This window comes from Streptomyces sp. B21-105, assembly GCF_036898465.1.
GTDB lineage: Bacteria > Actinomycetota > Actinomycetes > Streptomycetales > Streptomycetaceae > Streptomyces.
Genome location: NZ_JARUMJ010000001.1, coordinates 4,775,970 through 4,788,891, shown reverse-complemented (window position 1 = coordinate 4,788,891; position 12,922 = coordinate 4,775,970). Strand labels below are relative to the sequence as shown.

Below are 12,922 nucleotides of genomic sequence, written 5' to 3'. Positions count from 1 at the left end.
CCGCTGCCGACGCCTTCAGGGGAAGAAGCGGAGGCAGCGGCGGGGGGACGGCGGCGACGAGAGCAGCGGGATCGGCGGGCCGCGGGGTGGAGCCCGCAGCCCGTCTCAGGCCGGCGGGAGCGGTGGGACGCCCGGCATGCCCGGCCCCCCGAGCGTGGCCCGCCCGGGCCCCGGGCCCATCCGCACGATCGCGACGAGCCGGTCCGTCGGCTGAAGCACTCCGATCGCCGGATCGTCGTAAGCGAGCACCCGGTGACCGCGGACGACGCTCACCACCAGGTCGGCCGTCTCACGCGGACCCCGGCCGACCTCGGCCTTGGTGACGGGCCGTTCCACGAGGTCGAGCCCGTCGCCCTGCTGGATCAGGTCCTCCATGACCCTGCCCGCCGCCGGGCTGAGCACGGACAAACCGAGAAGCCGGCCTGCCGCACCGGCGCTGGTGATGACCTCGTCGGCGCCGGACTGCCGGAGCAGCGGCGCGTTCTCCTCCTCGCGGACCGCCGCCACGATCTTCGCCCCGGGATTGAGCTGCCGAGCCGTCAGCGCCACCAACACGGCCGTGTCGTCGCGCTGGGTCGCGATGACGATCCGCCCCGCCCGCTGCACCTCCGCCCGCCGCAGCACGTCGCTGCGCGTGGCGTCGCCGACGACGCCCTCATAGCCCTCGGCCCGGGCCGCGTCGACCACCTTCGCACTCGGGTCGATCACCACGACCTGCTCCTTGCGCAACCCGGAGGCACACGCCGTCCGGATCGCGGACCGTCCCTTCGTTCCGAAGCCGACGACGACAGTGTGGTCGCGCAAAGGGACCTCCGGGATCATGGACATCTGCGGGCTCATGGACACGTGTTGCGGCGTGACGCGCAGCGACCCGCCGGGAACCATGGTGCCCACCGTACGGATCACCATCACAGGGGGCACGCGTTGAAGGACCACGAACGACCGCCGGGACGTCCGGTCAGGCTGTCCCTCTTCAGGTCCCTCTGGTACCGCTCACGCACCGAGGCCCGGGACGACGCCGAGGCCGGCCGCTCCATCACGATGCCCCTACGGGTCGGCACGCCCCCGCTGCTGCAGGTGCTGCGCCGCCTCAGCGTCGCCCTGCTGGTGCTCTCGATCACGACCATGATCGTCTACGCCGACCACGACGGCTACAACGACAACTCGGACGGCTCCGTGAGCCTTCTGGACGCCGCCTACTACGCCACCGTCACGCTCTCCACCACCGGCTACGGCGACATCACCCCGGTCAGCGACGCGGCCCGGCTCATCAACATCCTCCTCATCACCCCGCTGCGCGTCCTGTTCCTGATCATCCTGGTCGGCACCACCCTCGAGGTACTCACCGAACGCACCCGTCAGCAGGTCCGCATCCACCGCTGGCGGGTCCGCACCAGCGGCCACATCGTGGTCGTCGGCTACGGCACCAAGGGCCGGCACGCGGTGCAGACGCTGGTCGGGAAGGGCATCTCCAAGGACCAGATCGTGATCGTGGACGCACAGCGCAAGTCCGCTCTCGCGGCCGGCGACGACGGACTGGTGTCGGTGACGGGGGACGCCACCCGCTCGGAGACCCTGGTGAAGGCCGAGGTCCAGAACGCCTCTCGGGTGATCGTGGCCCCCCAGCGAGACGACACGGCGGCCCTCGTCACCCTGACCGCCCGCCAGCTCAACCGGCGCGCCACGATCGTCGTCGCCGCCCGCGAGGACGAGAACGTGCCGCTGCTCAAGCAGAGCGGCGCGGACACCGTGGTGACCAGCTCCAGCTCCGCCGGCCGACTGCTCGGTGTGTCGATGGTCAGCCCGACCGTGGCCCAGACGCTGGAGAACCTGATGACCCTCGGCAGCGGCCTGGACCTCATCGAGCGGTCCGTCTCCAGGGCGGAGGTGGGACAGACGCCGCGCTCCTGTGCGGACCTGATCGTGGCCGTCGTCCGGGGCAAGCAGCTGCTGGACTACGCCGACCCCCGGCTCACACGTCTTCAGTCGGGAGACCGCGTGATCACCGTCAGCCGGGCCGCGCCGGCCACCGAGGAACAGGGAAGTTTCACGTGAAACACGGACCAGTTTCACGTGAAACGCCGCTGTTTCACGTGAAACAGGCGCCGACCCCGGCCGTTGCCCACGGCAGGTCGAGAAGTTCGGCTTCCTGACCCGCCCGCGCACCACCCGGCGGCACCACGGCGAGGGCATCGGCTGCCGCGATGCCGCGCAGCATCGCCGGCCCGTTGTAGTGCAGCGGCACAGCGTGGTCACCCCGCAGAGACACCGGGACGAGCCGGGTGTCGTACGGATGGCCGTGCGCCGTGTCCCGCAACGGCAGTGCGTACGGCTCGGCCTCCGGGCGGGCGGCCAGAGCGCGCAACAGCGGCTCCGCCAGCGTGAGCAGGCCGGAGACGGCCGCGAGGGGGTTGCCGGGCAGACCGACGAGGTGCTGGTCCTCCTTGGTCCGGGCCAGCAGCATGGGGTGTCCGGGGCGTACCTTCACGCCGTCGACGAGGAGTTCGGCGTCGATGCGGCGCAGTGTCGGGTGCACATGGTCGACGGGGCCCGCGGCGGTGCCTCCGGTGGTGACGATCACGTCGGCGCCCGAGCCGGTGACCGCCTTGTACAGGGCCTTCGCATCGTCGCCGAGCCTACGCACGGCGATGACGTCGGCGCCGAGCGCACGCAGCCACGGGGGCAGCATCGGGCCGAGCGCGTCCCGGATGAGTCCGTCGCGCGGGCGACCCTCGGCGAGCAGTTCGTCGCCCAGGACGAGCACCTCGACCCGGGGCCGGGGGACGGCGGTCAGCGTGTCGTATCCGGCGGCCGCGGCGAGACCGAGCACGGCCGGCGTCACCACCGCGCCGGCGAGCAGCAGCTGATCCCCGCTTCGGCACTCCTGGCCCCGCGGCCGGATGTCCTGGCCGTGCTGCATCTCGCGGATGGGGTGCAGCCGGCCGTTGTCGTCGGTGCGGCCGTGCTCGCTGCGCAGCACCGCGGTGGTGTCCGGGGGAATCCGGGCGCCGGTGGCGATCCGGACGGCTTCGCCGTCGGCGAGGGGTGAGGGGGCCGCGCTTCCGGCCAGCACGCCCTCGTCCCGGACGTGCCAAGGGCCCGGACCGGCGACCGCCCACCCGTCCATCGCCGAGGTGTCGAACGAGGGCAGGTCGGTGAGGGCGGTCAGCGGGGCGGCGAGGACGAGGCCGAGGGCGTCGCCGAGCGCTACCGAGACGGGGGCACGGCGTGCGGCACGGGGCCGTGCCGCACGGGTGGCGATCACGCGAGCCTCGGGCCAGGGGGTCGCCCTGTGGCGGTGCTCCTGTGCGGCGGCCCGATGACCCGACTCCGGGGCGGACGACGGCGGAGTGCCCTCGCTCCCGCTCCGTACCGGACCGTGGCCGCCGGTCGGGCGGGCGGGGCTGTTGCCGTCCTTCACGAGGGCGAGCGCCTCCTCGACGTCGAGGTCCTCGGCGTCGAGACCCTGTCCCGTGCCGCCGGGGGTCATCCGGCGTCCGGTCCGGAGCGGGTGGGTTCGGCAGCGCTGGACTCGGAGCCGGTGGGGCCGGTGCCGGTGGGGCCGGTGCCGGTGGGGCCGGTGCCGGTGGGGCCGGTGCCGGTGGGCTCGGTCGTATGGTCCTGCTCGGCCTCCTGGGCCCAGCGCAGCGCGAGCGCGGCGGCCTTGCGGGCGGCTTCGGCGACGGCCTCGGGCCCTCCCTGGGCCTGCGCGGCCGCGTAACCGACCAGGAAGGTGGTCAGCGGGGCGGCGGGCCTGGCCACCCCGTGCGCGGCGTCCCGGGCGAGGTCGAGCAGGACGGCGGTGTCGACGTCGAGGTCGATGCCCAGTTCGTCCTTGACTGCGGAGATCCATTCATCCAACACGTGGCCATGCTCCCTGATCCGTGCCCTGGCGGAGGCGATGTCGTCCCAGGTGTCGCAGTCGAACGACGCGACGGGGTCGGGGACGCGGGTGAGATCCAGTCCGGCGGTCAACCGGCGCAGGGGCAGCCCGGCGAGACCGCCCCGGTCCGCGGTGAGCACCGCCAGTTCGCGGCGCAGCGCCGCCGTGCGGTACGCGGCGACGAGCGGCTGGTCGCGGCCGTCCCCGTCGGTGAGCAGCACACCCTCGCCCGGTCCGGCGCGCAGGGTGGACAGCAGCCGCCGCACGGTGTCCGCGGTGAGAAACGGCAGATCGGCGGAGAGGACGAGGACGTCGTCCGCCGCGGTGTGACGCAGGCCGGCGTCGAGAGCGGCCACGGGACCCGCCCCGGGCGGGTCCTCGCGCGCCCAGCGCACCGGCCGGGGGGTGGGGCGGCGCTCGGCGACGACGACGGTGGCGCGCGCGTCGGCGCAGGCTCCGAGCACCCGGTCCAGAAGCGCGCGCCCACCCACCCGCACACCCGGTTTGTCGGCGCCGCCCAGCCTGCGGGCGCCGCCGCCGGCCAGCACGACGGCGTCGTAGGCAGCGGCGGACTCGTTCGAGGTCACCTCACGAGTATGCGGTCAGCGCCGGGCATCCGGTCACCCTGGATCTCTGGATCCCTGGATCACAGGGAACGCACGGGTCCGTCCGGACTCACAGGGTGCGCAGCAGCACCGCCGGCTGTTCCACACAGTCCGCCACGTGGCGCAGGAAGCCGCCGGCCGTGCCTCCGTCGCACACGCGGTGGTCGAAGGTGAGGGAGAGCTGGACGACCTGACGCACGGCCAGTTCGCCCTCGTGCACCCATGGCTTGGGCACGATGCGGCCGACGCCGAGCATGGCCGCCTCGGGGTGGTTCACGATCGGCGTGGATCCGTCGACGCCGAACACGCCGTAGTTGTTCAGCGTGAAGGTGCCGCCGGTCAGTTCGCCGGGGGTGAGGCGTCCGGCGCGGCCGGCCTCCGTGAGCCGGGCGAACTCCGCGGTGAGGCCTTCGGCGTCCCTGGCCTGCGCGTCGCGGACGACCGGGACGACGAGTCCGCGCTCGGTCTGCGCGGCGAACCCGAGATGGACGTGGTCGAACTGGACGATCTCGCGGGCCGCCGTGTCGACGCTGGAGTTGAGCTCGGGGAACCGGGCCAGGGCCGCGGTACAGATCCGGGCGAGCAGCGCGAGGAGCGAGATCTTCGGTCCGCCGGCCGCGTTCATGGCGGCACGGGCGCGCATCAGTTCCGTCGCGTCCGCGTCCACCCAACAGGTCGCGTCGGGGATCTCGCGACGGCTGCGGGAGAGCTTGTCGGCGACGGCGCCCCGGACGCCCTTGAGGGGGATGCGGCGTCCGTCGGGCGCGGCGCCCGGCGCGGGCGTCACGACGGTGTCCGGCACGGACTGCGCGGCCTCGGAAGCGGCAGGCGTGGCAGAGGCGCGCAGGGCGTTCTCCACATCGGCCCGCAGGATCAGCCCTTCGGGCCCGGAGCCGGTGAGCTGCCGCAGATCGAGGCCGTTCTCCCGCGCGAGGCGACGGACCAGCGGGGAGATCACGGGGACGGGGCCACCGGACGCCGTGTGCGGTGCGCGGGCAGCACCGGCCTCGGCCGGACCGACCGGCACGACGGCGGGTGCCGGAGCGGCGTCGGTCAGGGCGTGCGGAGCCGCCGCCGCGGCCCGGGAAGGGGCGTGCGTCGCCGGGGGCGCGGTCGGCGGAGTCGGCTGGACCGGCCGCACCCGCCTGCGTCGTGCCGGGGCCTCGGACGTGCCGTAACCCACCAGCACGTTGCCCGAGCCCTCAGCCGATCCCGATCCGGCCGACCCACCCCGTCCACCCCGTCCCTCCCGTCCATCCCGCCCGTCCCGTGCGGACGGGTCGGCGGGTCCGAGTACGTCGCCGGAAGCAGGGGCGCCGACCGCGACCGTGATCAGCGGGGCGCCGACGGGCAGTTCCGTGCCCTCCTCGCCGAAGCGGGCCGTGACCACGCCGCCGTAGGGGCAGGGCACCTCGACCATCGCCTTGGCCGTCTCGACCTCGACGACCGGCTGGTCGACGGCGACCACGTCACCGACCTGGACCAGCCAACGGACGATCTCCGCCTCGGTGAGCCCTTCTCCGAGGTCGGGCAGCTTGAACTCCAGCACCTGTGCCATCAGTTCCCGGCCTCCCACTGCAGCCGTGCCACGGCGTCCAGGATGCGGTCGACGCCGGGCAGATGGTGACGCTCCAGCATCGGCGGCGGATACGGCAGGTCGAACCCGGCGACGCGCAGCACCGGCGCCTCCAGGTGGTGGAAGCAGCGCTCGGTGACGCGGGCCGCGATCTCCCCGCCCGGGCCGCCGAAGGAGCCCGACTCGTGGACGACGACCGCGCGGCCGGTGCGCCGCACCGACGCGGCGACCGTCTCGTCGTCGAAAGGCACCAGGGAGCGCAGGTCGACGACCTCGAGGTCCCAGCCCTCGGCCCGCGCCGCCTCGGCGGCCTCGATGCAGACCGGCACCGACGGCCCGTACGTGATCAGGGTCGCGCTGCGGCCCGGACGCCGCACGACCGCCCGGCCGATCGGCGCGACGTCCGTCGGCTCCTGCGGGTTCCAGACGTCCTTGGACCAGTACAGGCGCTTGGGTTCGAGGAAGACGACCGGGTCGTCGGAGGCGATGGCGGCGCGCAGCAGACCGTAGGCGTCGGCGACCGTGGCGGGCGTGACGACGTGCAGCCCCGGGGTCGCCATGTAGTACGCCTCGGAGGAGTCGCTGTGGTGCTCGACTCCGCCGATGCCGCCGCCGTAGGGCACGCGGACGGTGATCGGCAGCGGCATCCGGCCGCGGGTGCGGTTGCGCATGCGCGCGACATGGCTGATGAGCTGCTCGAAGGCCGGATAGGCGAAGGCGTCGAACTGCATCTCCACGACCGGCCGCAGGCCGTACATGGCCATGCCGACGGCGGTGCCGAGAATGCCGGCCTCCGCGAGCGGGGTGTCCGTGCAGCGGTCCTCGCCGAACTCCTTCGCGAGGCCGTCGGTGACCCGGAAGACGCCGCCGAGGGCGCCCACGTCCTCGCCCAGGACGTGCACGGCCGGGTCGGCTGCCATCGCGTCACGGAGCGCGCGCGTGAGGGCCTGAGCCATGGTGGCGGGCTTGAGGGCGACCGTCGTCATCAGTGCGCGCCTTCCTGCTCGGCCGCGAGCTCGGCCCGCAACAGCGCCTGCTGCTCACGCAACTGCGGGGTGGGTTCGGCGTACACGTGGGAGAACAGGTCCATGGGGTCGAGGACCGCGTCCTGGTTCATCCGGGCGCGCAGGTCGGCGGCCATCTCCTCGGCGGCGTCCCGCACGGTGCGCCGCGCGTCGTCGTCGAGCAGCCCGCGCGCGGACAGTTCGCGCTCCAGCAACTCGATCGGGTCGTGCTCACGCCAGGTCTCGACCTCGGCGTCGGCGCGGTAGCGAGTGGCGTCGTCGGCGTTGGTGTGCGCGTCGATGCGGTACGTCACCGCCTCCACGAGGGTCGGGCCGCCGCCCTCACGCGCGCGGCGCACGGCGTCGGCCAGCACCTCGTGCACGGCGGCCGCGTCGTTGCCGTCGACCAGCCGGCCCGGCATGCCGTAGCCGACGGCCTTGTGGGCCAGCGACGGGGCGGCGGTCTGCTTGGCGAGCGGCACGGAGATCGCGAAGCCGTTGTTCTGCACGAGGAAGACGACCGGCGCCTGCCAGACGGCGGCGAAGTTCAGCGCCTCGTGGAAGTCGCCCTCGCTGGTGCCGCCGTCGCCGACCATGGCGAGCGCGACCACGTCGTCGCCCTTGAGGCGGGCGGCGTGCGCGAGGCCCACGGCGTGCGGGAGCTGGGTGGCGAGCGGGGTGCACAGGGGTGCCACCCGGTGCTCGTAGGGGTCGTAGCCGGTGTGCCAGTCGCCGCGCAGCAGGGTGAGGGCCTCGACGGGGTCCACGCCGCGTGCGACGACGGCGAGGGTGTCGCGGTAGCTGGGGAAGAGCCAGTCCCGCTCCTCCAGAACCAGCGCGGCGGCGACCTCGCAGGCCTCCTGGCCGGTGCTGGACGGGTAGACGGCGAGCCTGCCCTGCTTGGTGAGGGCGGTGGCCTGGACGTTGTACCGGCGACCGCGCACCAGCTGCGCGTACAGCCTGCGCAGCAGCTCCGGATCGGCCTGCGCGGCCGCCCCGGTGCCGAGGACGCGGTACGGCTGCGCGTCGGGCAGCAGCGGCGCGGGGTCGGTACGGGGCTGCCAGGCCGGCGGCGGAGTCGGCCGGTACGCGCCCCGCTGCTCCATGACCGTCATGACGGCACCTCCTCGGAGGAGTGGCTACGGGCGGCGCGTCGGTTGTGATGCGCCTCACCTACCGATTGTTCGGTCGTCGGCACATTTTGGCTACAGGGCCCCTCAGGCTGTGGACAAACGGTTCTCCACAGCCTGAGATGGACGCAGTACGTCCATTCGGGAGAGGCGGGGGGACATGGCACCTGAACAAATGGCCGAAGGGCCGGAGAACGGTGCCCCCCTTCCCCCGACCGGATCCTCGCCCTCGACCGGGGCCCCGCCGTCCGCCGGGGCCCCGCTGCCGCCGCCTCGTCCGCTCGACGCCATCGACCAGGACATCCTGCAGATGCTCCAGGCGGACGGCCGCGCCTCCATACGCTCGGTCGCCGAACGGGTCCACGTCTCCCGGGCCAACGCCTACGCGCGGATCAACCGGCTCATCGAGGACGGCGTCATACGAGGCTTCGGTGCCCGCGTCGACCACGAACGGGCGGGACAGGGCACGAGCGCCTACATCACGCTGACGATCGTGCAGAACTCCTGGCGGACCGTGCGCGAGCAGCTCAGACGGCTGCCCGGCGCCTCCCACATCGCCCTCGTCGGGGGCGACTTCGACGTTCTGCTCCTGGTGCACACACCCGACAACCGGGCGCTGCGCGAGGTGGTCCTCACCCGTCTCCAGGCGATCCCGGAGGTGCTCAGCACGCGCACGCTGCTGGTGTTCGAGGAGGAGGACCTGGAACCGCAGGGCTGAGCCCTACCGGGCCGTCCGCAGCCCCTCGAAGACGAGCCGCACCACCGCGTCCGCCACCTCGCTCTCGACCATCCCGCGTCCGCCGGGCCGGTACCACTCGACGATCGAGTTGATCATCCCGAAGACCAGGCGGGTCGCGAGCCGTACCTCCATGTCGGAGCGCACGTCCCCCTCGGCCGCGGCCGCCCTCAGCAGGTCGGCGACCCGGTGGTCGAAGTCCCGGCGCCGCTCCAGGGCCCACCGCTCGGTGTCGGTGTTGCCGCGCACCCGCAGCAGCAGCGTCACGTACGGCAGTTCACCGATGAGCACCTCGACCATCCGCCGCACGACGTACTCGAGGCGATCCGAGGCGTGCCCCTCGCGCGCGTTCTCCTCGTCGAGGATCCCGAACAGGCCGTCCAGAGCGCGGCTGACGGCCCGCCGCAGCAGTTCCTCCTTGCCGGCGACGTGGTGGTAGATCGACGACTTCGAGATGCCGGCGGCCCTGGAGAGGTGCTCCATGGAGGTGCCGTCGTAGCCGCGCTCGTTGAAGACCTGGACGGCGACGGAGAGCAGCGTCTCCGGGGTGTACGTGTCGCGCTTGGCCATGGTCACGAGGCGCCCTCCCGCCTCTCGGTGGCGTAGGAGTGCCGGTAGAGCGCGAGGGACGGCGCGTAACGCCCGGAGGGGTCGCGTTCGTGCAGGTCGTCGAGGAGGGCGCAGGCCCAGGTGCGGCCGAGCCGGCGGCTCCACTCGAACGGGCCGAGGGGGTAGTTCACACCCAGGCGCATCGCGGTGTCGACGTCCTCCTCGGTGGCGACGCCCTTGGCGACCGCGTCGTGCGCGAGGTCGACGATCCGGGCGACCGTACGGGCGACGATCATGCCGGGGACGTCCCCGATGACGCTGACGTCCTTCCCGAGCGCCTGGAACAGGCCGACCGCCTCGGACATGGTCTGCGGGGAGGTGTCCTGGGAGGAGGCCAGCGCGATGCGGGTGGCCTTGCGGTAGTCCAGGGCGAGGTCGAAGTAGACGACGTCGCGGAACTCCACGGAGGTCTGGCCGTCGGCGAGGGCGAGCTGACCCCCGCCGGGCAGCACCAGCCGGGTGCCGTGGTCCTCGTCGTCCTCGCGGACCTGGATGCCTGCCTCCCGGATCAGCGCGAGCAGCTCCGACGCGGGCCCCAGGTTGCCCTCGGCGACGACGTACGCGGGCGGCCGGGCCTTCTCCGCGGTGTGCGGCTCGGCCCGCTCGACGCCCTCCCGGTAGTCGTACCAGCCCTGGCCGCTCTTGCGGCCGAGGCGGCCCGACTCGACCAGGCGCCGCTGGGCGAGCGAGGGCGTGAAGCGCACGTCCTGGAAGAAGGACTGCCACACGGAGTGCGTGACCGACTCGTTGACGTCCTGGCCGATCAGGTCGGTCAGCTCGAAGGCGCCCATCCGGAAGCCGCCCGACTCGCGCAGGATCGCGTCGATGGTGGCCGGGTCGGCGCCCTGCGCCTCGTAGACGGCGAACGCCTCGGCGTAGAAGGGCCGCGCGATGCGGTTGACGATGAAGCCGGGGGTGTCGGCGCAGGCGACCGGCGTCTTCCCCCAGGCGCGGGCGGTCTCGTACGCGCGCGTGGCCGAGGTGACGTCGGTGGCGTACCCGGAGACGACCTCGACCAGCGGCAGCAGCGGCGCCGGGTTGAAGAAGTGCAGGCCGACGAAGCGCCCCGGGTTGCGCAGGGCGCCGGCGACCGCGGTCACGGACAGGGACGAGGTGTTGGTGGCCAGGAGGCAGTCCTCGCCGACGACGTCCTCGAGTTGCCGGAACAGCTCCTGCTTGGCGTCCAGCCGCTCGACGACGGCCTCCACGACCAGGGAGCAGTCAGCGAGGTCGGCGAGGCTCTCCGCGGGCCGCAGCCGGGCGCGTGCCCCGTCCCGGTCGGAGGCGGCGAGGCGGTCCTTCTCGACGAGCCGGTCCAGGCGGGCACCGATGGCGGCGGCCGCCTCGCGGGCACGGCCGGGAACGGCGTCGAACAGCCGCACGGGGTGTCCCGCGACCAGGGCGACCTGGGCGATGCCCTGGCCCATGGTGCCGGTGCCGACGACGGCGACGGCGCTGCTGGGGTCGAGTCCTGTCATGTGCGCGATCCTCCCGCACGGGGATTTCCACAGATGCGGCAGGCCCCCTTGTCCCGACCGATCGTTCGGTTACTCTAGCCGTGACTGGCTGTTCCTGCCCAGGTTTTCGCCAGGTCATGAGCTCGACGGAGAGTTCTCAAGACGAGGAGTTGGTCCCGCATGGCCGCCGCCGAACCGACCGCGCACGCTCTGATCGCCCAGCACCGGCCCACCCTCGACCAGGCCCTGGAAGCGATCCGCACACGCGCGTACTGGTCCCCCCACCCGGAACACCCCAAGGCCTACGGGGAGAACGGCAGTCTGGACGCGGCAGCCGGCAAGGCCGCCTTCGACGCCCTCCTGAACACCCGCCTCGACCTCGGCCAGCCCGGCACCGACGGCTGGGTGGGCGGCGAGGTCTCGCCGTACGGCCCCGAACTCGGCGTCTCCTACCCGCACGCGGACGTGGACACCCTGCTGCCCGCGATGCGCGCCGGACAGCGCGCCTGGCGGAACGCGGGCGCGGAGGTCCGCGCGGTGGTCTGCCTGGAGATCCTCAAGCGGATCAGCGACCGCACCCACGAGTTCGCCCACGCCGTCATGCACACGTCCGGCCAGGCCTTCATGATGGCCTTCCAGGCGGGCGGCCCGCACGCACAGGACCGCGGCCTGGAAGCGGTGGCGTACGCCTACGCCGAGCAGGTCCGCACCCCCGGCACCGCGGAGTGGAGCAAGCCCCAGGGCAAGCGCGACCCGCTCGCGATGACCAAGAGCTTCACGCCCGTACCCCGCGGCATCGCCCTGCTCATCGGCTGCAACACCTTCCCCACGTGGAACGGCTACCCGGGCCTGTTCGCCTCGCTGGCCACCGGCAACGCCGTCCTGGTCAAGCCCCACCCGCGCGCGGTGCTGCCGCTCGCGCTGACCGTGGGCGTCGCACGCGAGGTGCTCGCCGCGGCCGGCTTCGACCCGAACCTGGTCGCGCTGGCCGCCGAGCGCCCCGGCGAGGGCATCGCCAAGGCGCTGGCCACCCGCCCCGAGATCCGGATCGTCGACTACACCGGCTCGACCGCCTTCGGCGACTGGCTGGAGGCCAACGCCCGCCAGGCGCAGGTCTACACGGAGAAGGCCGGCGTCAACACGGTGCTCGTCGAGTCCACCGCGAACTACCAGGGCATGCTCGCCAACCTGGCGTTCTCGCTGTCCCTGTACAGCGGCCAGATGTGCACCACCCCGCAGAACCTGCTGATCCCCCGCGACGGCATCCGCACCGACGAGGGCCCGAAGTCCTACGACGAGGTCGTCGCCGACCTCGCCCGCTCGGTCGACGGCCTCCTCGGCGACGACGCGCGCGCGAACGCCCTGCTCGGCGCGATCGTCAACCCCGACGTCAAGGCCCGTCTGGAAGCCGCGGCGGGCCTCGGCGAGGTCGCCCTCGCCTCCCGCGAGGTCGGCAACCCGGACTTCCCGGACGCGATCGTGCGCACCCCGGTGATCGTCAAGCTGGACGGAGCCAAGCCGGACGACGAGGCCGCCTACATGAGCGAGTGCTTCGGCCCCGTCTCCTTCGCCGTCGCGGTCGACTCCGCGGCCGACGCCGTGGCCCTGCTGCGGCGCACGGTACGGGAGAAGGGCGCGATGACGGTCGGCGCGTACACCACCGACGGCGAGGTCGAGCAGGCCGTCCAGGAGGTCTGCCTGGACGAGGCCGCCCAGCTCTCCCTGAACCTCACCGGCGGCGTCTACGTCAACCAGACGGCCGCGTTCTCCGACTTCCACGGCTCGGGCGGTAACCCGGCGGCCAACGCCGCCCTCACCGACGGCGCCTTCGTCGCGAACCGCTTCCGCGTCGTCGAGGTCCGCCGAGACGCGTAAAAGGCGCCTGGAAGGCGCCTGGAAGCCCAGAAAACCAGTACCTGTCC

10 protein-coding genes and 1 pseudogene are annotated in these 12,922 nt (G+C 73.1%); 3 read left to right on the top strand and 8 right to left on the bottom strand.

The annotated features are described in order from the left end of the window. Window positions 1–105 precede the first annotated feature (105 nt). Window positions 106–804 (bottom strand): annotated as a pseudogene (locus QA802_RS21590) (potassium channel family protein); the annotation flags it as partial. A 120-nt stretch (window positions 805–924) separates the two neighbouring features. Here QA802_RS21590 and QA802_RS21585 point away from each other — a divergent pair. Continuing rightward, a complete protein-coding gene (locus QA802_RS21585) occupies window positions 925–2,055 on the top strand; it encodes a potassium channel family protein (RefSeq protein WP_334525223.1) in 1,131 nt (376 codons plus the stop codon). A 34-nt stretch (window positions 2,056–2,089) separates the two neighbouring features. On the opposite strand, the gene QA802_RS21580 is transcribed toward QA802_RS21585, so the two are convergent. The 5 genes from QA802_RS21580 to pdhA form a co-directional block, all read right to left on the bottom strand. Continuing rightward, on the bottom strand, window positions 2,090–3,490 hold the full coding sequence (locus QA802_RS21580) for a molybdopterin molybdotransferase MoeA (protein WP_334525220.1): 1,401 nt from the start codon (window positions 3,488–3,490) through the stop codon (window positions 2,090–2,092). Further along, complete coding sequence (locus tag QA802_RS21575; RefSeq protein ID WP_334525218.1) at window positions 3,487–4,470, bottom strand: NTP transferase domain-containing protein; 984 nt, start codon at window positions 4,468–4,470, stop codon at window positions 3,487–3,489. Before QA802_RS21575 ends, QA802_RS21580 begins: the two co-directional genes overlap by 4 nt. Window positions 4,471–4,558: 88 nt before the next feature. Continuing rightward, window positions 4,559–6,046 (bottom strand): dihydrolipoamide acetyltransferase family protein, encoded by a 1,488-nt coding sequence (locus tag QA802_RS21570; protein ID WP_334525215.1) that lies wholly within the window; start codon window positions 6,044–6,046, stop codon window positions 4,559–4,561. Next, complete coding sequence (locus QA802_RS21565) at window positions 6,046–7,050, bottom strand: alpha-ketoacid dehydrogenase subunit beta (protein ID WP_334525213.1); 1,005 nt, start codon at window positions 7,048–7,050, stop codon at window positions 6,046–6,048. The genes QA802_RS21570 and QA802_RS21565 overlap by 1 nt, the downstream gene beginning before the upstream one ends. After that, entirely contained in the window at window positions 7,050–8,183 is a 1,134-nt protein-coding gene (gene pdhA, locus QA802_RS21560) for a pyruvate dehydrogenase (acetyl-transferring) E1 component subunit alpha (RefSeq protein WP_334525210.1), read from the bottom strand. The genes QA802_RS21565 and pdhA overlap by 1 nt, the downstream gene beginning before the upstream one ends. Before the next feature lie 175 nt (window positions 8,184–8,358). Here pdhA and QA802_RS21555 point away from each other — a divergent pair, with 175 nt between their 5' ends. Beyond that, window positions 8,359–8,916 (top strand): Lrp/AsnC family transcriptional regulator, encoded by a 558-nt coding sequence (locus tag QA802_RS21555; protein WP_334525208.1) that lies wholly within the window; start codon window positions 8,359–8,361, stop codon window positions 8,914–8,916. 3 nt (window positions 8,917–8,919) lie between these two features. Here QA802_RS21555 and QA802_RS21550 read toward each other — a convergent pair whose 3' ends face one another. Next, window positions 8,920–9,510 carry a TetR/AcrR family transcriptional regulator gene (locus tag QA802_RS21550; protein ID WP_334525206.1) on the bottom strand — a complete coding sequence of 197 codons (591 nt, stop codon included), beginning with the start codon at window positions 9,508–9,510 and terminating at the stop codon, window positions 8,920–8,922. Continuing rightward, window positions 9,507–11,021 (bottom strand): 3-hydroxyacyl-CoA dehydrogenase, encoded by a 1,515-nt coding sequence (locus QA802_RS21545; RefSeq protein WP_334525203.1) that lies wholly within the window; start codon window positions 11,019–11,021, stop codon window positions 9,507–9,509. Before QA802_RS21545 ends, QA802_RS21550 begins: the two co-directional genes overlap by 4 nt. A 159-nt stretch (window positions 11,022–11,180) precedes the next feature. Between QA802_RS21545 and paaN the strand changes: the two genes are divergently transcribed. Further along, window positions 11,181–12,875: a phenylacetic acid degradation protein PaaN gene (gene paaN / locus QA802_RS21540; protein ID WP_334525200.1), complete on the top strand. Its 1,695-nt coding sequence runs from the start codon at window positions 11,181–11,183 to the stop codon at window positions 12,873–12,875. The last annotated feature ends 47 nt before the right edge of the window (window positions 12,876–12,922 follow it).

Bases quoted from the DNA above. Each gene is read 5' to 3' on its own strand.
- QA802_RS21580 (WP_334525220.1), bottom strand. From the start codon at position 3,490: ATGACCCCCGGCGGCACGGGACAGGGTCTCGACGCCGAGGACCTCGAC.
- QA802_RS21570 (WP_334525215.1), bottom strand. From the start codon at position 6,046: ATGGCACAGGTGCTGGAGTTCAAGCTGCCCGACCTCGGAGAAGGGCTC.
- QA802_RS21565 (WP_334525213.1), bottom strand. From the start codon at position 7,050: ATGACGACGGTCGCCCTCAAGCCCGCCACCATGGCTCAGGCCCTCACG.
- pdhA (WP_334525210.1), bottom strand. From the start codon at position 8,183: ATGACGGTCATGGAGCAGCGGGGCGCGTACCGGCCGACTCCGCCGCCG.
- QA802_RS21555 (WP_334525208.1), top strand. From the start codon at position 8,359: ATGGCACCTGAACAAATGGCCGAAGGGCCGGAGAACGGTGCCCCCCTT.
- QA802_RS21545 (WP_334525203.1), bottom strand. From the start codon at position 11,021: ATGACAGGACTCGACCCCAGCAGCGCCGTCGCCGTCGTCGGCACCGGC.
- paaN (WP_334525200.1), top strand. From the start codon at position 11,181: ATGGCCGCCGCCGAACCGACCGCGCACGCTCTGATCGCCCAGCACCGG.